Below are 26322 nucleotides of genomic sequence, written 5' to 3'. Positions count from 1 at the left end.
GACTGGCAGTACTTTTATAATCATGAACGACCTCATATGTCAGTAAATGGTTGTCCACCTATTTTTAAACAATAACAAGGCTTTAGATTTTCTACCCATTAATTCAATTAAAAATGGGGGTATTACCGGTAGAAGTCATATGATAATAAATAAAGGTTACTATCTAGGGCGTGTCCTCATTTGGCTTTGCACCAAATAAACAAACTAAAAAGAATATGGACTTGCATAGTTTTGAATTTGCATCTCAATTTCATCAATTATGACTCTACGAGAAATGTTGAAAAACCTATTTTATTTTAAACAGTGAAATAATATATTTTAATTGAATAGATAAAAAGAATGGAATATGTCCATCAATGGAGAACGTACCATAGATTATTTTTTAACATTAGGATTATAAAATTGGAAATCCAATTTGTGCAATAAAATAAAGCCAACCTACGTTAGCTCCACTTGAAAAGCTTTTTCATTAAAATGCACCTCTGGTATTGCTAGTAATATTTCTATTTTCAAATAAATTTTCATCAAACTTAAATCTAAAACGCACATATGCACCTTGAAGCGTAGTATCGCTATCTACAAGATCATCATCTTTATAGCCAGAGAAATTATATCCCCCTGAAACCCATAAATTCACAGCAACTAAATAACCTACTTCAGCACCCAATAGAATACGTTTCCCCGAACTCATATTAGACCACAATCCACCTGTATGAACACCCGCATCCCAACGTTCATTGATGTCATACATTGCCCGACCACTGAGCATATGTGTCATACCACTTGACTCCAAACCAGAGAACGTGGTGTCCACATTTTTAACCGCATATTGGCCTGAAAGGGTAATATCGCGACTTGGATGATAATTCAAGTGATTTGAGAAAATATAGACATGCTTTAGGTATGGATTATTTAAATCTGACTTGTTACTGTCATAGCGGTACTCCACCTTGGTCAGCGCATCAAAACGATTGTGCTCAGTGTCACGGTAGGCAGCACCCACCTGGAAACGATCAACCAGGCGATCACCACTATTCTCATTCTTACTGTCAGTCAGGCTAACTACATTTTTCGCCAATAAAGTCACGTCATCAGAATATTTGTAGGCAATACCCAGATTATTCAGGATGGTGTCAGACTGGTCAGCCCAACGTGCTTCAATTCTCGCAACAGCTTTCCAGTTTGGATTGGCCAGATATTCCACACCTAAAGATGCAGCAGTGTTATCCGAATTTTGGTTATTGGTATCTGCTTTTGACAATGACTTCACCTGTTCAAAACTGGTGGTTGCATAGAAGCCTTTTTCCAGTTCCCAACGGTTACGTAAACCGATTGCAGCTTCAGCTTCACGAGCGCTGATACCATCACGAACACGATATTCACTAAACGCTGTGCCGTTATTGTTATATTTGCTGTCCAGACCAAACACTGTAACATTACGACGCTGATTGTTATTTAGGTCATACAGTCCCTGAATACTGGACACCAACTCATGGCGACCATAGGCACGTAGTTTTGAATTAATCTGGTAATTCGCACCCAAGGCAAAAATACGGCGCTCAGCTTCGGAAACATCCTGCTCATATTCAGCAAAAACATTTGAACCCTGCCAAGGAAGCTGTGTGGTGATTTTTGTACGTGCGGTTAAACCATGATACGGCGATGTTTGTGAAGCCCCCAACAGTGCTGGATTCTCAGACTCATCATAATATTTCAGGCCCAGCTCAACTGCTACAATACGGCTGATCGCACGTTCAATACTGGCAGAAACACCTTGATTGACACCACTTTGCAAATCTTCAGTACGGATAGCCTCCAGTTTTGCCAAACCGATCTTACCCAGTTGCGCACGCCCTTTTATACCACTTTCCTTACGTCCAGCAGTGATTGGTGCCGCAGTGTTATAGAATCCTGTATCTGCCTGATTATGGTAGGTTTTCAGCTCCATATTCTTATAGGCATAGTTCAGTTCAACGCGAGCCGCATTTCCAGACAATTTACCTGTTGCATCTGATGTGGTGTTAATCTGTGTTAAAGAGTTTAAACCGTCATTAATATTTTCAGAACGGGCAAACTCAGCAATCAATTTACCCTTGTCGGCAAATTTCACCACGGTATTGACACTGGCCAACTGGTCCTGCGTCAGTGGATTATTGCTTTTTACATAAGCCCCACCCACTTTCACCTGATCAAGCAGCTTCACTGAGCCTGTAACACCACCAACCGTGTATTCATCCCCACCCTGATCAGATTCCACCGTAATACGCAGATAGACTGGATTCAGGTCAGCATCAACACTTGGTACAGGATCTTTTAAGTAAATGCTGTTGCTAAAGGTATCCACTTCATAATCGGTAAAACGTGCCAAAGTGCTACGCGAAATGATCAGGCCTGGATTATTGCGGTCACGGGTCACTACCTCAACTTTTTCACTATTGGCAAGCACATCATCGGTATTGACATTGCCCATGCTATACGGACCCGAAATCCCCATGGCACGTTGTTCATTGGTCACCTGTTGCGTATTGGTCTGCGCAGCAAAGGCCGTTACTTTATAGCGGTCTGTTTCGACAGCCCCACGAACACCTGTTAATGAACGGCTATATTGACCTAAAGCCAGCCCTTCATCATTTTCGGTACGCGTGACATAATCACCATACATGGCATAAGAACGGCCTTTATCCACACGCACGTACAGCTTACTGGTTGTTTGTGCATCAAAACCTTTCGCTGCCGAGTCACCATAAACTGGATAATATTCATCTGGACGAATATCACGGAACAAACGCTGGTTTTTATCCTTGTCAGAATCATAGGCAAGGGTCAGTAGATATTCACCCTTGACTTTCCCTTTCAGGAACATGGCTGCACGCCCTGTCACATTGCTTTTGCCATTGTCCGATGATGAAATCTCTTGCAGTTCTTCCTCAAACCCATCCTGCGAACCGACATTGCTTAACTGTTTCGGGTCAAATTTCTTAAAGTTAATTGATCCTTCTACCAAACCAACTGCAATGATCGGACGTAAATCAGGTAAGAAACGTATTGGTGTACTGCTATGAAAAATACCACTTTCAACCGACAGCGTTCCTTCACCCGCCTCAATTGGCGCCTTTATTGGCACAACAAGTGTACCGCCCTCAACAAACACCTGAATACCAGGTTGTTTCGGGTCCAGGTCAGTCAACTCAATTTTACCAATCGAGCTGTCGAGCGTAACTGGAGTTCTGGTAGAAACCAATGTGCCATTACGGTCAACAATTTTCATGGTCACGTTAAAATAATCACGGCCGTTGGCTTGCGGCTGTACTTTGGCTGACTCAAGTAACAGCTTATCCATTTGGTCAGGGACAATCACATTGACCTGTTTGCTATCCCGAACATTACCCATCATGTCGACTTGACGAACTTCAATACTGTTTTTACCCACAGCAAGATCGACACCGATAAAATCCAGACCTGCAACCTGTAAGTCAGGCAATATTGCACGTTTACCAATGCGTTTCTCAGAAACCTGTGTGCCATTTACCCACAGTTGTAGTTGTGTGCCAGCAGCACCCTTAACCTGAACCGCTGTTTGGGCATAACCAAGAAGCTGCCCATCTTTTAAGTTGATAATTTCTAGCTGATTATTGGCAGCATTTTCCAGCACTGTTTCCAGACTAAGCAGTTTCGCAGCTTGAGTGGATTCGGCTGGCACACTCTCAGTTGCTGCCAATGTTTCAGTCAGTGGCAAGGCAACTGAAGAAGCAACGCCAGATTTTTCTGGTTCAAAAGTAACCTCTTTCAGTTCCTTAGCCTGTTCCTTGGAAAAATCAAGGTTACAATTGGCCCTGATTCCCTGTGCCGAGATACAACCACTTGCTGGCTGACCTTTAACATCGGTAATCTTGGAAAAAACTGGATCAATGGTAAGGTCTGAACGTAACACCTGTTCTAAATTGGTGTTGTCCTGTTCAATGCGTTTTTTACGTTCTGCGATTTGTTGCAATAAGGCTTGCGAACATTGTCCTGTACCATTGGCAATTGCAAAATCGGCACGATGTAGTTCACCACGTTTTAAATCCACAAAACGGCTATTTGGATCACCTGCCTGACGATTGCCAATTAACACCAACTCAGAATCAACTGGCAAACTGGTACGGTCAACCTTTAGAACGTGGGTTTTGGCACTGATCCCATAAAAATCATATTTACCTTCACTGTCAGTCACCACATAGCTACCATCTTCAAGGTAAATACGCACACCTGGCACACCGACTTCACCTGCATCCTGTACCCCATTACGGTTACAGTCAGTAAAAATCTTACCAACAATAAAGCCATCAGAGATCATTGCGCCAGGAGTTACTTCTACTTTTGCAGATGCTTCGTTTGATTCGATTCCCTGACCATCTTTTGCCCGAACACGGTTAATGCCATCACCATTCAAGGCATTTGGACCAATATAGACGCGATACTGAACCTTAACTTCCTTACTTGGAGTCAGTGTACCTAAACCAAGTTTCAAATAAGGACCTTTTCCACCTAATGGGTCAGCAACCTTGGTGCCATCGATACGCATAGAACCCTGAACATAGATAAAGCCTCTAGGCAAGGTATCAGTAATCGAAACATCTTTGGAATCCACCGTGCCACGATTGGCAACCGTCACGGTATATTCTTCAAACTCACCGATTTCCGAGTTTTTATTGGTCGCAACCTTTTGTACAAATAACGGCGAGGTTGGTACAGTCAAATCAGGATCAATTGGAATATCAATATTGAGTGCTGGATCACCATTATTTAAGGTGAATTTGCCAGCATAAGACCATTCCAGATCAACAGCCTTATCCGCAGGGAAACTTGGATAAACAGATTTATCACTGACAAAACTATAACGTGTATTTCCAGGAATTGTGGTTGTATCCACAACAAAACTGTAGGTTCCTGCTTTAACAAGGGGATAAATAAATTCACCCTCACTATTGGTGACCTGCTTAGCTGGAATTGTAACCAGTTCTCCAGTCTGCTCATCAAGTTTGTATGCAATATTGTCCGCAATTGGCTGGCCATTCTGGTCTAATAAGGTTATGGTTGCCCCTGCCACAGGTAAACCTGTCTTGGCATCAAACACTGTTCCATATGGATCCATAAGTACCTGAGTACTAATATCGGTAAATGTCTGGGTTGAATTACCCTGCGTATCCAGACAGTCCGTCAGGCTAACTTGTACTTGATCGCGTTTGACTGTTTGTAATAATGAATCATAAGAAACCCCAACTTCCGCAAATGCGGTTGGTAGCGTGTAATGAAATACGCCTGTATTCGGGCCAGTTTCTACACCAATGACCTCTTCAAGATCACCTGTCTTGGTTGATTTAATCTTAATCTTTACCTTGTCCGCAGTATAACGGTCCGCATTACAGCTGGCATTTTGCGCTTCAAGATAAAGTGGTTTATTCACGCTGCCCGTAGTCAAGACATTTTGGAAATCACCAGATTTATTGGTTACAGCTGCTATACCACCCACCACTGTTAAGGCAGGGTTAGACAATACCTCTTTTTGGCTATTTGTGGTTGCATACGAAACTTTATAAGTATTTTTAACCGTTGTTTTGGCAATGTTACGGTTCATTGTGACCGTAAGGTCAACCTGTTCGGTTGTATTGGTGTCTATTTGTGGAAAGCCAACCACCAATTGGTCAACCTTGCTTAAATCACCTGGCAAGGTCGTTGTATAGTTATTGCCTGTTTGCTTATACAAAACCTTGGCCTGCGTATTTTTTAACTGTGCAGACTTAAATGTTGTATTGGCAGGCAGATCATCAACTAAAAGCACCATTTTCTGTGCCTGACCATCGATCATCACATCCACAGGCCTTGCCGCTTTTTTCCCTTGATTGGTGATGGCCAAGGTATAGTTAAGATCATAGCTGGCATTAGCTGATGGCTCAAAAGTTTTCTGGACAACCTCTTTGGTTGCAACCAGTTGTGGGCCATAGCTGATGGCACTATCTGTAGCCGTTGCGATTACACTATTATCTTCAACCAGTGTGGCTTTTATTGGTAAATTTAACTGCTGACTTTCAGTCAATGTCGCACTTGCTGTTGCAACGACCCACAAATGAACGCTCTGGCCTACCGCCAAGGCAACATTGGTTGTCAGTTGTTGATCATCGGTGTCGAATTGACCGTTTTTATTGGTATCTACATAAATTTTAACGTTGCTTAGTTCATTTATTGTTAACGCTTCTAGTTGTACATTGACAGGCGCATTACTATTGTTAACTAAGGTATTTGCCCAAATAACACGGGTACTTGGTTCAATTTCCTGAACTGGTGGAGTAGTTAAAGCAATTGCGTAAAGAGCAGAAACATTGATTTCGACGGTATTTGAAACTGATTGTTGGGGTTTACCATCGGGTGCAACATAAGTTGCATAGGCGATATTCTGGATAGAGCTACCCACTTCAGGCATATTCGCTGCATAACCGTACTGCGCTGACAATATTGATACTGTCAACGTTGATAACATGAATGTCATGTTATGGAATGCGTTAGATTGCTTCTGTTGTAGCACAGCGCCGTACCCTTAACTAAAATAGTCTAAAAAAATCTTAAAAATTTATTTGAGATGAACACCTGCCTAGGCAAATGTTCACATCTTTAATTATTGATTTACATTAATGTTAATAAGTATTACTCATCAACTTTGATTACGAACTCTAATGAAGAACTAGCATTCGGTGCCAAAGTAGACTGAGTTGCTGAAATTGTACCTGTTGTACCATCAGCAGAAATACCGCCAAGTGTTGCATTGGTTGCTTTTGGAGATTCAGTCCCTGCTGTTGCAACTGCTTTCAATGTAGTATATGACGGCGTATTATCGCTAATCACTACATTGGTTACATTCGCATTACCTTCGTTGGTTGCCACAATGCGATAACGTACACACTCACCTGGCTTCGCACTTACTGTTGCCTGTGTATAAGTTCCACTAATTGGTGTACCATTTGCACAGTTAGCAAGATACTGATCTTTCACCAAACGTACCTGACCTGCAGTGACTGTGGTCAAGTCAGTGTTTGTAAGTACTGGATGATTCTGCCCATTATACTGAACTGGTGAGAACGTCAATACCACTGGATTTTGCGTACCCACAGTTGCATTGACTGGTGCCTGAACCTTAACGAGTAAGTTGACTGTAGCACCCTTGGCAATACCAGCATTACCAGGGAATGTAAGAGCAGTTCCTGTGACTAGCGTATCATTCGCATCGATCAAACCATCATTGTTTACATCGATATACAAACTGGCTGCCCAGTCAGTATTTGAACTAGTTAAAGTAAATGGTATACCCGCTGCGGTTGCACCTTCAACCAAGTTACTATTGTTGGTTAAAGTGTGTTTATAAACAACTGTACCCCCTGGTGCAACCTGACCAATACGATCCTGATTTAGAACCAGTTTACGGTCTGCCTGAACGGTCACTCTATTCGATAAGGTATCGGTTAAATTGGTTGATGCCGATCTCACAGTAAAGTTCGCATCTACACCACCTGCTGTTGCACCTGCTGGTGGCGTTACAACAACAACCAGTTTAGTATTACCACTCTGGTTAATATTGCCAGTATTGGTAATTGGTGAACCTGTTGCTATCCATTTAGCTGGGTCTGTCTCTGCAGGATTCGCCACCTGATAGAACTTCACATCCCAGCCTGCTGGCAAGTTATGCGATAAATTGAAGTTATCGCTTACTGAACCGAGGTTATCTACACTTAATGGGAATGTTACCGAGTTACCTGGTAGAACTGATGCTTCATTCGCATATTGACTGGCATCCTTACCTGTCCCGACAGTAGCACCGACTGTACCAGTAGCATTATCTTGATCAGTGTTATTACCGTTATGTAAGTCCACAGTTGCAGGGGTAACTTTGGTAATAATCAAATCCAAAGTATCAGCGATCTGAGCTGGGTTTGACTTCGGTTTTACCAATAAAGTTGCAGTCAGCGGTGTGTTACCTGAATAAGTTGCAGGCAAGGTGATTTTTGCCACCAGCTCATAAGTACCACCTTTGGCAATACTACCTGTTTCGGTAAATGGCGTTACACCATCTGCCTTATATAGAGTCACAATACCAGTGCCAGCTCCATTTGGTAAAGTGATGTTGGTCGCAGAGACATTAAACTCGTCGGCGAAATTACCTGTGTTATGGATTACGATCTTTTCAGTTGCTGCTGTACCAAACACAGCAACCTGGCCCTGGAGTAGATCAGCAATGGTAATCTTGTTATCTAAAGGAGCACCAGGGTTTGCACCATCGGCATAGTTATTGCTATCACTATCGTTAATGGTACCTTTGAAAATCTTTGCAACTTCAACATAGTTGTCGTTAGATGGTGTCTTGGTTCCTGTACCAGGATCAACTTCCGCAGTGTTTCTAATCAAGGCTGGATCAGTGTTTTGCACCACACGTGCTTTAAAGGTCAATGTACCTGTGGTATTTGGTGCTAAAGATGGAATCTTTAAGGTTAAAGTATCGCCAACAATCTTATAGTTATCAACAAAACCAGGACCAGCCGTATCATCAACGGCATCTGTTTGACTAACATTCATCAGCTTGGCAGTACCTGGCACATATTCTAATCTAGAATCTAGTTTATCAGTCACCAGAACATTGGTTGCTGTACTGTTGCCCGTGTTTCTATACACCAAGGTATAGGTCACTTCACGTTCAGCATCAGACTTGGTTGCATCAATCAAGCTGACACTGGCCGATTTCGTCAAGCTAATGACAGCACCATTGATAATGGTCACGGTATCAATATTGCTGGCACTGAGTGCTCCACCAGTCACAACATCAGTCTGACCACTGGTCGCAGTTAACGTCCATTGACCCTCTGCACCCGCAGCGGCTGTTGCATCTGTGGTACCCTCAACAATCAGGTTAATCGACTGACCTGCTGCCAGAGTTATTGTACCCGTTGCAGCACCAATGAGAATTGGTGCCCCATCAGGTGTACCATCATTATTGGTATCCCGATAGACTTTAAGGCCACTAAAGTCATAGTCATCACCAGCAGCACCAGAAGCATTAGCAATATTCGCCACGCTTAAAGTAATGGTATCGCTACTATTACCATTGTTGGTTAAGGTATGTGATAAAGAGACCAAGGCGTTCGGGTTGGCAGTTGCGGTACGGTTTGCAACCAAAGTAATACTTCCAACAGGTGAAACTGTTGTGGTTACAATGTTTGAGTTTACAGACTTACTTGCACCCGTACTATCGGTATAGGTTGCAGATGCAACGTTACTGATACTTGTACCTGCTGCTGGCGCGGCGGCATGTGCAGATGAAATGAAAGCTGCGCTACCTGCAACCAAAGCAATAGAAGCCGCAAGTTGTGTAAGTTGTAGACGGTTTGACATTATTTTACCCCTTATATGTAAAATGCCAATTAGTTAGTTTTTTCACTATTTACGCGTGTTTGAGCAGAAACCGTCACAGACTTTCCAGCTGGAAGCTCTGCAATGGTCCAACGCAATGCACGATAATCTTTCAGTGGTACATTCACCATTTGATTACTCTCTTTGCGTTTTAAAGGCATTGGGGCAAAATGTGTACCATCAGTACTTGCTTCAGCATTTTCTGGCTGAGACTTTGCCAAAAATTGTGTTTCTACAGGTATCGGTAAAGTCGCAGCCAGATTCTTGATTTTCGCAGTGGTGTTATTGGTATAGGTTGCCCGATACTCAATCACATCATTGGGTTTTACCTTGGTCACCAGCTTTGAGGTTGGTTTCCCATCAGTGCCTGCACTGATCAGGAAAGTTTTGAGTTCTACTGAAACGGGCTCTTTTGTCGTTTTAGGCTCAGCGAATACACTTCCAGCCAAAACAAGAACCGCAGTACCAAGCAAACATTTCTTGTACATATTGTTCAAATACGCCATTCAATTATTCCTAGTCTTCTCTTTTATTTTTGAACAGTACATTTACCATCCAAAAAAACGTTAACCATTTTTACAAAAGTATATCAATAATCAACAAATTTGTTTGATTTACTTCACACTTTTACAAAAAATATTGTATTACTTTCAGCCAAAGCAAATTCCATACCATCTTTCCTCACCGAAGCCCTTTGCACGTTTTTCAACCTACCGATCTGTGATAGGTTCTGTTTACTGACTAACACAAAATCTTAAAGTTCCTGTGGCTGATGGTTTTAGCAAACCTGTTAAAGTCCATTCAAGAACTTCTCCAGAACGTGTTGCATTACAAGTATTTCCACTTGGTGTTAGGCCGCAACTTAGACTGCCAAAATTAGTACCAGTTGGTAAACTATCTTTTACTTTGACATTCTGTAGGTTCTTCACACTATTATTTTTATAGGTGATCTCATACTCCAGATTTTGCTGTTTTGTGGCTTCGTTATTCACTAAAAAGCCTGAAGAATCAGATGGAGTTGATGAACAACTGCTTACTGCACGTACTTTTTTTGTCAATGTCAGGCCTGCACTGCCAATTAGTGTCACATCCTGACGCTGTTGGGTTTTTTGATCTGTTAGACTTAATGAACTTACTGCATAGTTTGCCTGTAATGTGCCAATATGCTGCGCTCCAGCAAATACATTGCTTGGTGCAAATACACGTTGTACAAGGCAAATATCAACACTTGGCTGTAATAATAAATTATTTGGATTAAATACCGCTTCTCCAGCATCCACCGTACCATTACAGTTCGTATCTCGATAAACCAATGCCTGCCAAGGTTGATCATTATTGAAGTTTGAATATGTCTGAATAAGCTGTGTCAGGTACACTGGGGCTTGTGTGGTTAAACGGTGGGGATAATCGGTGACTTCCCCTGCGGTAATGGTATGCTGCCCATCTTCGGTTAAAAGTACATTGAGATTGGCATCCCCAAAATTATTGTCTGGATAACTTGTGGCTGTGGTTTTTGGTACCGTAATTATATCCGTATTGCGACTGTACGTTCCTGTTGGACTTGCTCCACTCACAGAGGTATATTCAGGCAAATTGGTTTGTACAATACAAAATGAAGTAGGTAACTGGCTTTGATCAATATTGAACTTATAATCACCATTTGCATCAGTAGAGGTGGTTGCCAAAATTGTTGAACTACAGTTGGTTAAACGTACTGTATTATTGGCAATCCCACTTTCCCCAGTATCCTGAACACCATTATATGCCTTGCTTACATCACCAGTTGTACCACTATTATCGTTGAATACCCGACCAAAAATAATGGTTTGTGCCACTGTCCTAGTATTGGTATAGGTACATATTGTGGTGATGGTGTTGTTACTAATCGTAATGGTACGATTGACTATGCCATCAGTTAAAGGACTACCACCATTGCATTGTGTGCTAATGGTGTATTGGCTTGCACTACCATTTATAAAGGTTTCAGTTGGTAAGGTGATGACATCTCCCGAATAGACCGTTACGATTCCTCCCTCATCAGTATTATTTCCTGATGAAATTGAAGTTACGCTTGGGTTATTGGTTCCACCAGTTGCTGTTACTTTAATTTGATGATTAATGGTTGCATTTCTCCATTCTTTCACCAATTTAATTTGCTGTGGAATACGGCTGTTATTATATATACAGGTAATCAACTTACCTGTATCACCTGCACCAATGGTTAAAGTATTACTTTGTTTAGCATTGGTTCCAGACAAGCTATTTGCCGTTGCACCACCATTCGCAGTACAACTTAAGCTTGCATTATAGTTATCCTTGTTCATAGTCACAGCCGCATCATAATTTGGATCACCAGATGCGTAATCACCTAAACCTATTTCTGCGCTGAATGTAACCGTATCACCCACATAGACCGTAACAGTATTGGAATCAGTTTGGGTTGGAGCAGTACTCTTAAACTTCGTGGTGTTCGTGCTTAAACCCAAAGTCGCTGGAATGGCAACCACATCACCATTTTTTGCATTTGTCCATGTCTTGGTCAGTTTTAAAGTTGCTGTTTTACGCGTATTGGTATAAGTACAGGTAATCGCTGTTGTGCCGCTAGATGGAAGTGCCAGATTATAAGTACCGTTATTATTATCTGTCACTGTCAAAGAACTACTGCCCGCAGAACAACTAGGCGCTGCGACTGTATAATTACCATCGCCGATATCGATCACTTCTTTTAAGGTCACACTGGTATTATTGGCGACTAAAATACTGGAACTATCCGTTTGACTTGCTACTCCTGTTGCTATTGTCTCAAGTGTAACCAAACCAGTAGTTGTATCTGCGGTAATGGTTGCCTTATCAAATTGCTTAGCATTCGCCCATGTTTTTCGAACAGTTAAAGTTCTGTTACCAGCAGACACAGAATCAGTATCTGTAACACTACATACTCGTGTAGTCGGATTGAAACTACGTACAATACCACCTGAGCTAGTAGCAGTACAACTTGCTCCTGAGTTAGTCACTCCCGAAGGCGCTGTGACTGATGCAGTATTATTGGTAGTCGAAATATTGCTTGATGATATAGTCGCAGTCACAATGACTTCATAAAAGTCATCTGTATCAAGTCGTGGTAACGCATAGCCACTCTCAATTTGAGTAGTTGTAGGAGTAGAACCTGGCGTACATTGATTATTGTTTGCATTACTACAGGTTACACTGCTTTTTGTTTGATTGGTGCCAGCCGCATCAGCCAACGTCGCACCCATCACAGGAATGCTTCCTTTATTAGTAACACGCACTAAATAAGAAGTACTTTGTCCTCTTAATAATGCTGTCTCATTATTGGTTTTGGTAATATTTAAATCAGTCTGCGGATTAAGTCTATTCACAAAAGTACAAGTGATATCTGCTCCACCTGTAATTAAATAGGTAGATGGAATGATGAGCACTCTACTTGAATTGACCAAATTACCAAAATTCCCTGTATTCCCTGTTACAAGACTATTGTCATCTCTACAACTGGCTTCTGTTAAGACATAGTTAGCTGGTGGTGAACTTTCTGTGATGGTAACATTCGTTCCTTTCGCGGTCACAGGTAATGCCGTTGGGTTGGTGGGAGTCGCAATGCCTGTAGTAGAAGTAGTTATATTATTGAGAGTTCCAGTCAGATTCGTCTTGGTAAATGAAAATGTTCCTATTCCTCCATATGATATTTTTTGCACTTTAACAGTAGGTAACCTTGTATTCATGAGATTACAAGTAATGACAGCTCCTGCTAAGATATCACGCCGATCAATGGTTAATATATTTCCTGAGGTGGAAGTCCTGCCCAGCGTTGTATTATCTGCATTTTTACAGACTGCTGTTGAAAGCTCCCATGTTTGTCCTGTAGGCATGGTCTCCGTGATCACGACATTATTATTCGTATTGCTGATAATAAAAGGTTGTATCCCTGATTTAGTGGTATCACTATCAATCTGGATTGGGCTTCCTGGCATATCAATATCTACAGTTGCCGAACTTTGTAAGGTATTGGTTAATGAATAGCTAAATGTTCCTATACCGCTGGTGGTTGCCTTATTTAAAATTAGGGTAGCTGCAGCAACTGTGGTTTGTACAGTACTACTATTATTAGATGGATCAATATCTGTATTCGGGTTATTCACATTACCAACAGGTACACTTGCAGTTGCAGTATTGGTCAGTATAGCCCCTGTAGATGGTGTAGTTGCCTGAATAATCACGGTACAGGTGGAATTTTTAGGCCCACTAAAAGTACCACTTACCACATTACCTGAACGGCTTGCCTGACAGGTTGCACCAGATGATGCAGTCTGGGATGCAATAGACAAATTAGTTAGATTACTCGGTAGCGTATCAGTAAATGTTGCCAATGCAGTGGGGTCAATTGGATTTTCACCCAAATTGGTCATCACCAATTGATATTGCATGGTAGTGCTAGTTGATACAGTTAAAGGATCACTGCTAAATGTTCCAGAATCTGTTTTTTGACTTTTGCTAATTGCAACATTCATCTGCGTTGGTGCATCATCATCTATAATGGTATAAGTAGTCGTACCATTCCCTGACGACCCACAAACAGAAGAGGAATATAAGTAAAAATTATTGTCATCCCTTTGAATAGTGACAGTAAATTGTTCATCTGGTTCAGCAACCTTATCATCAATAATTTCTACTGGGATACTGATTGTATAAGGTGTACCCATCCCATAATCACCTGCTGGAATGGTTTTTGTAAAGGTTTTATTGGTACTGCCGTTGATTTTGTAATCCAGATTAATTTCAGCATTTTTAGGAGGTGTCCCATCATTGACATTAAAGGTCAGGGTTAAACCACCCGCAGGAATAATCCCAACCACAATCACTTTAATATCCTGAGGGATGCCGTTTTCAGGAATTTCATAACTGGCTGAAGCAAACTCAATAATAGGCTTTACCGAAATTTGAATTGCATCCAAAAAATTACCAAGCGAACCAGATGAACCTGTATCTGCCTTAAAACCCAAAACCGTTGGACCTGTTGTGCCTGTGTAATTAAATGTTCCGCTGTAATCTGCCCAAAATTTATTACCATTATAAGTCACTACTCCAGATGACACATTACAACTACCCGAAGCACAACTTAAAATTGAACCATTACCATTTCTAGTTGTTGCCACACTCACAATTGTTTGCGCACCAGCACGTAAAGACATTTTATCTACATCAGTAGTATTATTACGACGCGCATTATGGCTAAGTTTCCATGAAATTGGTTCACCTTGAATTAAACAGATATTTTGCTGCATTTCTGAGTATTCCTCAGCATTTAATTCAGCAAATACATTCCCCTGCCTTGCAGGATAGCCACTGTATCCATGCGACCATAACTCAATCAATTTTCCAAATTGATTACTTGTACTACCACAGCCACCACTCCCTTGCATACTTCTATGGGTAGTATTCCAACCTGGAACACTTGAGGCATCGACCTGCACATAGCATGATGTACCTAATGAGTTACTCTCAAAATCAAAATTTAAATAACTACGCTGATAAGCAGCCTGAGCAATACTGATGCTACCGACCAGTGAAAAAAACAAAATCAAAAGTTTTAGAACAGCATGATTAGCCAGTTTCATCATCTTGAATTTTTCCATTGAATTACTGCCCCACATAGCGCACCCCGAAACTGAATTCGTAACTTTGATTTGCCGCCACACTATTTAATGTTCCTGAAACCGCGCCAGCATTACCAACTGTGGGAGCCGTTATACCACTACATGATGTGCAGATAGGCGATTGAGATAAAACTGTATAGGCAGGCGTCATGTCTCTAAAGGTAAATGCAGTACTCATAGCAGTAGCACTTGTATTGGTTAAAATCACCTTATACAAAACACATTGACCTTGACCATTGCTTTGCTTACCAATAGTTAAAGTATTTGTTGTGTATGTTTCATCAGCTGTACCATCACAACCCAAATCTCGTGCCTGCAATTTTGTCAGGGTTAATTGTGACTGCTTGACTGTGGTCACATCTTTAATAGAAGCAACAACCTGATTGCTACTATCTGTTAAGTTCACAACTGTTGTATTGGTCTGATTGACATTGTTATTTACAACATTCGTGACTTGTAATAAGAGTTGAATTTGCTCATGAGCTGCCACTTTGCCACCTGGTAAGTCCGCCAATGTACGAATATTTAAATCCCCACTGCTGAACTTGCCATCCCCATCGACATCCAGAAATAGTACACTGTTAAAGCTAGACTCACTATTGTTGATGATAAAACCATAGCTCCCCGTAAAGTCTGTAGCAGCAGGGTTGGTCAGTAAATGACGATAGACCACTGTGCCCAATGGTGCGACCTGAGCATGTAAATCTGGTGTAAATTCCAATTGGGGTACGGAATTGACACTTTGAATCGTTACAGCATTTTTAATCATGTCCTGAGCAGGGTTATCCGTACCAACAAAGCTGGTTGAGATCACACGGAAATAAATTGGTACAGTCACGTCTTTATTGACTTTATCCACTTCAACAACCGCACAGACCAGTTGGGTTTCCGCATTATTTAAATAAATCGTCTTACCAATTTCATTACCCAACCCACTACAGTTTGTACCATTTGTGGATGCATAAAAACGCACACGGTTTACGCCTGCGGGTAAAGTCAGGCTAGAAAAATCACTGCTGGCATTTGCACTGAGCAAATACTCTGTTCCAACACCTGTATGTTTCACTGTTAATGGAAAAATTACCTGTCCGCCAGTCACAGCATTATCACTGGATTTTACTGTTATGGTTTTCCATGCAGCGCCACTATTATCAACCGCACCATTACCCAGCCCCGTATTATCAGCATTGGTTAAATCCACCAATTGTGAAACAGGAGTTAAAGTGCCCTGATCCTTAATCGTGCTGGTTTTACCACCATCACCCACAGACTGTGCTTGTGGTGTAACTTCAAAAACTGTATTTGTGGTTACCGTATAACTACTTGGGAAACGAACTTTTACCACAACAGGGATATTGGTATTGGCTGCCAATAATCCCGTATCAGGAATACCATCACCATTACTGTCTAATAATGGTGTCACACCATCCGCACGATACAACTCAATTTGACTACCTGCTGGAAATGTACTGTTAGTTAAAGTGAGGTTAAAACGATCTGTGGTATTCCCTATATTCCAGACATAGTTGGTAAATTTAAGTTCATCACCCTGGGGAACCGCACTGGCCGTAATGATATTGGTATTATCACTGACGTTGCTTGCACTACCATTCATTTTGACAGCATAGACTGGAGCAACATTTACAACTGCTGTATTACTTGTGTCTGTCGTTGGCCCTGTTACATTAATGACGTTCTCAATTTTCCCTGCAATGCTTTTATTAATTTTTACATTAAATTCGATATAGCCAATCGTATTCGCTGGAATATTGGTTAGGGTTGCGGTAACAACATTCGAGGTGACACTATAATTAATTCCTGTTGGATCGGCTGTTCCCCCCACTGCATCATATACAGTTACGCCATTCCATTTACCAGTATTTACTTCATAGGTTAAATTGCTTCCTAACGTGTCAGTCAAGGTTGCCGTTGGTACAATTGTGTTTGTTGGATTTTGATAATCCAGACGTATGGTGACCACATCACCATTTGCAGCAGTGATTTGAGAGAATTTTTTACGCACCACCAGAGTTGACTGGTCAGTTACAGTTGCCTTGTCAACATTGCTATTTGTTCCACTCGCGCCATTCGCAGATGTCACCATCAAAGTTAAATTTGCAACTTTTCCTGTGGTAATCGCATTCGGTATGCTTGCTGCAACAATTAGTCCAACGGACTGACCTGCACCCAATGTATAACCTGTAATCGCTGATCCATCGGGAATACCATCATTATTGGCATCCAGATAAACCATCAGGCTACTATTCACAAAATCAAAATCATCACCAGTGGGATTATTGCTTACAGCGAAAGTATATTGATCTGTCTCATTACTGGTGTTGGTTAAGATATGGTTAAAATAAACTGTCTGTCCCGCCACTACTGTTTTGTTATTGGCTGCCACCAAATTTAATGAGTACACAGGCAAAATCGTGGTTTGGACAAGATTTGAACGCGCCACCTGTACAACCGTTGAGCCCTCTTCGCTATATTCACCAACTGCCATGTTACTGATGATCGAGTTGGTTGCAGCCCAGGCCGATTGCTGGACCATCAACACGCACAGCAAGGTCAAGACCCAATTAAACAGTTTTGGGCGGTTATTATTTAGTGTATTGATCATCTTCATGCTCTAATATCCGCTCTGTTTATGGGCTTACCCGAATAGAAAAGTACATGGAAGCCTGACCTTGTGGTGTAAGCGATCCCACACTGCCTGCAATTTGATCGTTATTTACAGCGATTGTCCCTTGACTAATAGATGGTGGTAAACCACTACGTAATTGGCTGTAAGCAGGCACAATATCATTAATCACAATATTACTAGCTGGGGTGGCGCCCTCATTTTTAATGGTTAAACGATAGCTCACACATTGATTTGGTTTTACTTGAAGTGGTGTGCTTCCGTAGGTTGCACTGCTTACCGTAGCTAAAGTTAAGGCACAGTTTTCATCTTTCGCCTGCTCTTTGGTCAAACGTAACTGGGTTGGATCTACCGTGGTCAAGTCAGTGTTTTGTAAATCATCCAAGGTCAGCCCCTGAATGGTATTGTTTGCTTTCACCACAATATTCGCCACACTAGACATACCATTGGTTGCCGTTGTTGGTGCCTGGACTTTTAAGAGAAGTTGAATTGAAGCTTGCGGCGCTAAACCACCTGTAATGATGGATAAATCATTAATCATTGGATCAGTCGCATCAATCACGCCATTATTATTGGCATCATGATACAAAGTATAAGTAAAGGTATCATTTGGGTTTTGCGGAATAACACTAAACGTGATCTGGCCTACTGCATTCCCCTCAACCACAGTCCCTGTATTCTTTAAGGTATGTAGATAGACAACTGTCCCACCAATATTGACCCGACCCTGCCGATCATTTGCCAGTGTCATTTGTCTCTGAATAATATCAACTTGGTCCTTAATACTATCCGCCTGTGCATTCATTGGTGATTTTATCGCAAACCAAATAGGAAGATTGGCCAAGTCTGTATGAGTGGGAACACTGACCACAGCACAATATTTTTTGGTTGCACCTGCTGCTACATTGCCAGTACTGCTGATTACATTCCCTAGGGTTTGGCAATCATTACTCGTATCATAGAATTTCACTGTCCACTGGGCAGGCAAACTGGTATTAATACTATTGACATCAATTTCAGCAGCCGAAGCATATAAATTATAGCTATTCGTTACCGTACTCTTATTCTCTACAACCAAAGGAAATACGGCTGTTCCACCCCTAACTGCTGATTTATTTACCCATGCCTGTCCACCAGGTGATGTAACAGCACCTATACCAGTTCCTGAACTATCATTATTGTACAAGTCACTAGAACCTGCGGTATTGGTATTGTTTAATCGATTACGAGTACTATTGGTAATTGCTGTATCTGTAACTGAAGTTGCCTTAACATCAAAATCTAGTATTTCATTAGTCGCTGTAACACAATTTGCAGGGAAATAAACACCAAGCACAATTTTTTTCGATGCGCCTGCTGCCATCGAACCTGTATCTACCACACCGTCAGCATTACTATCGGTGAGCAAAGTTTTTCCATCAGAGTGATATAAACGTGTTATCGCACAACTTGGCACATTTATACTTTTATCAATTGTAAGATTATAGCTATCTGTTGCCTGCCCCGTATTCCAGACATAATTTTCAAACTGAACTTCTTTGGCTGCCCCAGTAAATGTGTTTGCTTTGGTGAGCAAGTCATTCGTGCCTCCATCAGCATTTCCAGCAGAAGAGTTATTCAGTATCACCCCTAAGGTTTGCTCTACATTAAAGATAACGGTGTTGGTGTTGGTGTCTTTCAATAAAGTAGTTGTATTGTTTTTATACTGTTTATAGTTCGCAGTGTTATTGATCTTTTCCGCTGCATTCTGATTGACTTTCACCTTAAAGCTCACCGCGCCCTTGCTTAATGCGGCAATCCCTGTCAGTTTAAACTCCACCTCACCATTTACATATTTATAGTTCATGACTGATTCAGCAGTACTTCCTGCTTCATTGTCATTATCTATATCTGTCAGTGTAGCCGTGCCATTACTCCAAATCGCAGTTCCTGCCTGATATGCAACATTACTTGGCAAGGTATCATGAACCAGCAACTGACCTGATGCAGTCCCTGTATTGCTATAGGTAAATGTATAGGTAACTTCTGTGCCTGTTTTACCTGTACTGATATTTTGAGATTTTGTGACCTGAATGACCGCATCATCAACCACTTTTGCAACATCTGAGACAGTGGCAGACACATTACCTGGATCAAGTTGACTGGTTGAAGTTAAACTAAAGTTTGCCACATTACCTGCGACAACATTTTTAGGAATACTGCCGACCACCACCAAAGCAACTGACTCATCTGCCTCTAAGTGCAAGATTGCATTATTGAGTAAATTATTATTGTCATCAGGTTCACCATTTTGATCCCGATCTACATAAACTGCGATATTTTCCAGATCAAATTGATCATTTGTGAGTTGTGTCAGAACAACCTTATAGTTATCTGCGATATTTCCTGTATTGGTGAGTACATGAGGGAAATTGAGTTTACTGCCAATTGTACCAATATTTTGCTGATTGCTTTGTAGACTCAATGAGTAAATGGGCTGAACTGTCAGGATAACAGGATTGGAGTTAATTGTTTGTAGGTTGCCCTGCTCATCATAAAAATCACCACTCGCAATATTGGTGATGCTACTTCCGGCTTTAGGCTGAGCAAAAACTAAAGCACTATACAACCCAATAAATAAACCAATCAAAGCAACTAATGTTGTTCGTAGAACAGCACTTTTTTTTAAGAGGTTTATCATTTCTGACCCTTGCAAGCACGCGATAATTATAAATTTTTTACAATGATTAAAAACAATACTACAAAAAAATCACAAAAAACACAAGAAAACACCAAATAAATAACATTTTTAAAAAATATAACTTATTGATATACGTTTTTTTATTATTCCTCTTCAAAAGTTTATTTTTAACCATTTTTATATTGTAAATTCTAGTGATTAAATTAAATCTCAAGCCCAGTCTTTTGCTGAGATGCGATAACTTTCAGAAAGAATTTTCGAAGTTTTTAAGCCCTAGACTCAATGCTCAATACATATTCTTTTTATTGATTTCCTCATTATCATTTTTTAATTCACAGTCTCACACTACCATGCAAACCTTATTGAATATTCTTCACAAAATCCTTATGTTGAATCACTGACTAGAACGCACACTTTAAAGATTCATGTTTCATGCCCACAAAGTAAGACAGACATAAAAAAGCTGTGTCCAAAGACACAGCTTTGAATGCAGTTAAATGAATAGAAGGGTTTTGAAATAGGGATTAATCCGCATGTACGCTAATTTGAGCGCTAGCTTGTACGGTAGACAATGAAATATAAAGCTTGTTCTAGTCCACATTGCTTTAAGTCTGCCCCCGCACCAAACCAAGCGGAATCCAAGCGGTGATCCTGACTCATCGCACGACATTAATGATCGTCAAACTCTGTAATTGATCACAACAAAATATATATGCTGTGTCTTTGGATTGGCTGAATTTAGCTCCGTGACCCTGCCCGTTAAACATGATAAGGACTTTAAACATCGTGTATCCATTTAGTTCAGCCTTGTCTTTTCTTGGCGACTTATTGACCACATTAGGGTAGAGAACTGAATAATGCCTTCATCCTGTTCCGTTGGACTGAGGCGTGTATTTTGTTGAACTCGGCATCAAAATAAGCCACAGCTTCGGTCTGGGTCACTTTACGCTGACTCAGCTGTTTCATTTCATACATGTGTTCATCCCATGCACGCAGAGATACGCCCAGCTGCTGTTTAATCTTTTGGGTATCAAAGTGGGTGTTGCGGGACTTTAACTACACCGGCACTACTGTCCTGTCCATTTAGGGCAATCGCCAAGGTGTTATTACACACCACACGGATGGAGATGAATTGCGCCGTAGTCGCAAGGGTTCCATCACAGCCCGCTGCCAGCAAGATATAGCCATTGCTGACTTTTTTCTTTTAAAGCAGAAGCCTGTTCAATACGTGCTAAAGCCCAGAATTTCATGTATCCTTTAAGCACACTGGCTATTTCCAGTTGAAAGCAAGACTGCTTTGTTAAATCAGAATAAGAAGTTAAGTATTCCCATCGGTAGACTTCCTGATAGCTCCGGCTGAACATAAATAAAAGCGCATGGGTATCGGAGCGATATAAAACATATATTTTTCATAAGGCATAATAATGCTTTGCCAGCATTCATTCTGGGCATCATATAGCTGCATTGGAGGATTTGTTACACAATTCAATATTTTAAGAACCTCAATTTTTATTTATAGCAAAAATAACGTCTATCAACCTGCATAGGTTTGACCCGCCAGCTTATTGCTATTCAACAAAAATTACTCACCTAATTCATTGAAGCCCTCTCTAAAGTACTGATGCATGTTATTTTATCCAAACGCATCCAATGTCTTCCTAAAAAATTAAATTCAATATTTTTAGACAAGTAAAGATATATTTATTTCAAAGACTTAGTGTCGCTTAATTTCAACTACTGAAGCAATCAAATTTAATACCTTTTTACATGAATTCATTATTTCCTGAATCATCTTGTAAGATGCTGATAAGAAATGTATTAATTATTAAGTCTGTACATAAAAATGGCTAAGTCTGTACAGAAGTTAAGGGGTTACTTAAGGAGTATTTATGCCAAGTTCTCAACTACAAGAACAAATACTGATAGTGAATGCACTAGAAAAATTTATTTTTGACAAAATCCGCTCGTCTCCATTTTTGAGTTTCCATAAATCTATCCTCATGGCATCTAATGAAGAAGATTTAAGGAAGGCAATATATACCTTGATTGATGAAGGTTATTTCCAAGAGTTGGAAGAAGATAAAATAAAAAGACTTTGTAACAAACCTGTTAAGGCATTTTTTCCAGATCAGGATGGGAATGATCAAGTTGCAAAGCTTGATTTCGAATATCGCCCCAAACATTATCACGAAGTACTTCAAGCTATTCGTAAATTTAGAGCTTCACTACAAGCTAATGCTTTAGAAAATATTCAAACTGAGCTTAAAGCCATTCGAACTGCTTATTCATCACATGCAGATTGCATGAATCAGAAAAATCTCCCCCCTATTTTAAGGGACTTTTTAGAACAAGGGGTCTCTAATTCCTTCAAAAAATATAATTTTCAGCGCATACGCAAACAACCCTTTTACAACTTTGTGGAAAGTTATATTCAGAATTATAGAGGCCGAAAATTTAGTAGTTTAAAGGAAGTATACAAAGACTTAGATTTGAAAGTGACTGCAATAATTTCTCAATCTATCCAAGATGAGATCAATCATTTAGAAGATTTATTAAAAATTATGGTAAACAAACATAAAGAATGCTCAATATTCAAACATCGCAAAGCCATTATACCTTTATCTGTTGCTGAACAAATATCGTTACTTAAGCAAGGCAAACCTATTTCATCTACGTCATTCTATTCATCGCAGAATCTTACTGATTTTCAAGCACAGTTTGAATCATTTAATGAGAGGAAAGAGAATATTGAAAGTAGAATTAAAACTTTAAAAAATGAACTAGAAACTTTTAATAATCCAGATGGCCCTTTTGAAAGAAGCAAGGCTTACCTAAATGAAAGGCCCGACCTGAAAGTAAAACTCAAGGAAAAATGCATAGTTCAAAAAAATCCTAGCATATCTTTATCATTTCCCCCGTTGACGAACTTTTGATGATCTCTAATGTTTTATTTTTTTCCTTGATTAGTCCAAAACTAATCTACAAGGAGTAAAAATGAACACATCAATCGCTACTATCCGAATGCTTAGACTTCATGAGCTTATCAAACTGATTGGTTTATCTCGGTCATCCATTTATGACCGGCTAAACCCGCGCTCGAAACGTTACGACCCTGATTTTCCAAAACCAATCAAGCTAAATAGAGCTTCACGTTGGTTACTCAGCGAAGTTGAGGAATGGATTAGAAACAAAATGTCCAGCCGAAATCGAGCTGCTTCGGTGAGCTAATTTTGTACAAGCAGTTTCTCGAAAACATGCACGATTCGCGCAACTTTTGAGTTTAGCTCTTCGGATTCGCTATAGGTTTGGATTACGGTATTTATATCATTTATATACTATTCAATTATTTAAATGTATTTAATACAGTTTGAATGATTGGATCAATGTTCATATAAATACAAGTACTGAAAACATCTATCACTTAGCCGAATGATATTCCCGCATGGACACTGCCTTAGCACAGTGTCCAAGGGAAAGCTTTACTTAATCGTTGTGTTTTTAAGTCAATTCCATTTAATTCAAGGCTTAGACATGACTAAACCCAAATTATCCAATACAGCTGGACTGTTTACGATGTTTGATCATGAGCTTCTAGAGCAAGCGAAGTTTGATCATCAACACACAGTACTGAATCACGGTGAAAACCAGAGAGTTGTCATCCATCATCTAGACAATATCGTTATGCCGATATTGCAGAAAATTGAGTTTGTGCAAGCTGTTCTGAAGTGTAAAACCCCTATTGTTAAGATATTAACTGTAAAACAGCACGGTTTAACTGATCGTTTTTTTCGTAAATTTGCAAAACCCATTGAACCTTTAATGCAAAGTTTCTTTGAACTGCTTCATGCATATACACCTCCAGAGATAGAGCCTGGTATGGCCTGTCTTGCGTTTGATCATGCTCGATCTCAACTTACTCAAGATGAATTCAATGAACTGGCAACTCAAGGCATTGGGTCATCACATCATCTTGAAGTTATTCAGCCGTTTGTTGATGACTTACTACACTTTGTAGAATTGATTAAGTCGTATATGAATGATCCCAAAGTCAAAAAAAAAGTCAGCGATCAAAATAATCATTGTAAAAAGATGAAAATGGTTTGCGTTGGATACATTCGACAATTACTGAAAGTCTACTCTAGGTTGTTGGTCGTGCGAATGGATTTATCCCTTATGCGAGATCAACAGACTTTACTGAAAAATGCTTATAGCCTGAAAGAAATTCATTCCAAGCATGATCTAGTCCACATCAAGGCATGTGTAAAAAAACTACTGAATAACAAACGGAATAATCCAGTCATGAAAATGGTGGTGGGTTATATCTTACGCTTCGAATATACCGTCCGCACGGGGTTTCATGTTCACTGTTATTTCCTGTTCAACGGAGATAAAAATTTAGAGGATATTACCCTCGCCCAAAGTATTGGGAAATTATGGAACAAAGTTACACAGGGCCAAGGTACAAGCTATATCTGCAACATGAAGAAGGATTCTTATCGTCAATGTGCAATTGGCATGGTTCATTATGCAGATACTACAAAGCTCGGATATCTTTATAAAACCTTTGATTACATCTGCAAAACCTCACAACTGTTTGACTTTACCAACATGAAAGGCGCACGAGGATTCCAACTCGGTGAAGCGCCCAAAAAAACATCAAATGCTGGTCGTCCACGTAAATACGCTCAACAACTCAATTTAAATTTTTAAATCATGTTTATGATATGGGAGACATTCATGCCAATCCATGCCCGTGATATTTTAACTGCCCAAGAACAATTTGATTCTCTGGAAATGCTGAATCATGTGACCAAAGCTGGAAATCGAGGATTTACAAATTATCCACCGCATATACAGCCAGTTGCACTTTCAATGTATAACACCATGGCAAAAAAAATACGTTCAGCAAAGAACCTAAAAATATTTACGCATCAACCCACTGGGATGCCAACTGGGTTTCCTGATTTATACCTCACCAAGTTGGGGCAATTAGTGATACCAGTTATACACGATTACACCTTTAATCCCTTTGTGAATGGACGCTTTAGGAATATGACGGTCAATCCTTTGATCAAACTCATGGCTGAAACCTTGACTGCACACCAACTTTCCAGTGGTCAGTTTATAAATCGTGAATACTATGAAAAAGCTGTAGATACCTGTTTTTCAGACTTTAAGGTTCGATGTGGTACGCGAAACAGCACCACCATATTTAACTCTTGGCGAGCCATGTATGTAAAATCTCAAGGGGATATCAATCGCTTTATCGATACAATAATCGACGAATCTCCAAGATTCGAAGTTCACTCTATTGTTGTTCAATTAAAAACAGCTTCAGGGAGAATGCCTCAATTCGGCGATGAACAATTCAAGGATCAAACAGAGAATGAAATGTTGGCTGATCTTGTAAAGCCAATCATAAAAGCGGTCTGGCTGAACAAAGATTCAAACGATGTGATTGGCATTCTGTCTAAAAATGAGATCGATATTGTTGGTGATATAAGTAAAAGACTGATTTTCTTTGTGAAAAAAGAATTTACAGATATAGATGATTGGGCAGATTCTCAATTATTTCAATCTCTCAGTCCATTTTTTGAAAATACGATTACTCACAGTATTTCTTATGGTGACGTGCCATCAATGAATGCTGGTATAGCTCCAATGTTCCAAGGGCAGCATTTAAACTTTTACGACATCAATCAGTCTGGCATTGCTCCAAGGTTAAATCGTTTAAAGGCACATCTTTACGGCACTGACTATTGGATGCGTGTAGATGGGGATAGAGCTACTGTGCGAATTGAACACCTATACGGTTGATATAAGCTAAATAAATCCAACGAGCAGACAGCTCGTTGGATTTATGCTCTCTAACTAACCAATTAATATTATTCAAT

Annotated in this window: 10 protein-coding genes and 1 pseudogene; 4 read left to right on the top strand and 7 right to left on the bottom strand. The window is 40.2% G+C overall.

What is annotated here, in order from left to right:
- Positions 1 to 469: 469 nt before the first annotated feature.
- The 7 genes and pseudogenes from FTU39_RS10705 to FTU39_RS10675 all read right to left on the bottom strand — a co-directional run.
- Positions 470 to 6562, bottom strand: a complete 6093-nt coding sequence (locus FTU39_RS10705; protein WP_180052167.1) for an SdrD B-like domain-containing protein — start codon at positions 6560 to 6562, stop codon at positions 470 to 472.
- 119 nt (positions 6563 to 6681) lie between these two features.
- Positions 6682 to 9414, bottom strand: a complete 2733-nt coding sequence (locus tag FTU39_RS10700) for a DUF11 domain-containing protein (RefSeq protein WP_180052166.1) — start codon at positions 9412 to 9414, stop codon at positions 6682 to 6684.
- Positions 9415 to 9443: 29 nt separating this feature from the next.
- Complete coding sequence (locus tag FTU39_RS10695; protein WP_004842529.1) at positions 9444 to 9938, bottom strand: hypothetical protein; 495 nt, start codon at positions 9936 to 9938, stop codon at positions 9444 to 9446.
- A gap of 228 nt (positions 9939 to 10166) precedes the next feature.
- Positions 10167 to 15101: an SdrD B-like domain-containing protein gene (locus FTU39_RS13865; RefSeq protein ID WP_257224479.1), complete on the bottom strand. Its 4935-nt coding sequence runs from the start codon at positions 15099 to 15101 to the stop codon at positions 10167 to 10169.
- Positions 15088 to 17733, bottom strand: a complete 2646-nt coding sequence (locus FTU39_RS10685; protein WP_180052165.1) for an isopeptide-forming domain-containing fimbrial protein — start codon at positions 17731 to 17733, stop codon at positions 15088 to 15090. The genes FTU39_RS13865 and FTU39_RS10685 overlap by 14 nt, the downstream gene beginning before the upstream one ends.
- Positions 17734 to 17752: 19 nt before the next feature.
- A complete protein-coding gene (locus FTU39_RS10680; protein ID WP_180052164.1) occupies positions 17753 to 20428 on the bottom strand; it encodes a DUF11 domain-containing protein in 2676 nt (891 codons plus the stop codon).
- Between the two features lie 552 nt (positions 20429 to 20980).
- Positions 20981 to 21884, bottom strand: a pseudogene (locus FTU39_RS10675) (DUF932 domain-containing protein); the annotation flags it as partial.
- A 433-nt stretch (positions 21885 to 22317) separates the two neighbouring features.
- Between FTU39_RS10675 and FTU39_RS10670 the strand changes: the two are divergent.
- From FTU39_RS10670 to FTU39_RS10655, 4 genes are all read left to right on the top strand, one after another.
- The gene (locus FTU39_RS10670) at positions 22318 to 23361 is read left to right on the top strand and encodes a hypothetical protein (RefSeq protein ID WP_180052163.1); all 1044 of its coding nucleotides are present in this window, start codon (positions 22318 to 22320) and stop codon (positions 23359 to 23361) included.
- Positions 23362 to 23422: 61 nt separating this feature from the next.
- Positions 23423 to 23656 (top strand): AlpA family transcriptional regulator, encoded by a 234-nt coding sequence (locus FTU39_RS10665; RefSeq protein WP_180052162.1) that lies wholly within the window; start codon positions 23423 to 23425, stop codon positions 23654 to 23656.
- A gap of 303 nt (positions 23657 to 23959) precedes the next feature.
- The gene (locus FTU39_RS10660) at positions 23960 to 25138 is read left to right on the top strand and encodes an inovirus-type Gp2 protein (RefSeq protein ID WP_180052161.1); all 1179 of its coding nucleotides are present in this window, start codon (positions 23960 to 23962) and stop codon (positions 25136 to 25138) included.
- A 27-nt stretch (positions 25139 to 25165) separates the two neighbouring features.
- Positions 25166 to 26245, top strand: coding sequence for a hypothetical protein (locus tag FTU39_RS10655; protein ID WP_049590874.1), 1080 nt, complete (start codon positions 25166 to 25168; stop codon positions 26243 to 26245).
- Positions 26246 to 26322: the final 77 nt, after the last annotated feature.

Origin of the sequence: Acinetobacter sp. YH12099 (assembly GCF_013419195.1) — a bacterium.
Classification (GTDB): Bacteria; Pseudomonadota; Gammaproteobacteria; order Pseudomonadales; family Moraxellaceae; genus Acinetobacter; species Acinetobacter towneri.
Note: the sequence above shows the minus strand (reverse complement) of the source record. Positions and strands in the feature narration are given on the sequence as shown.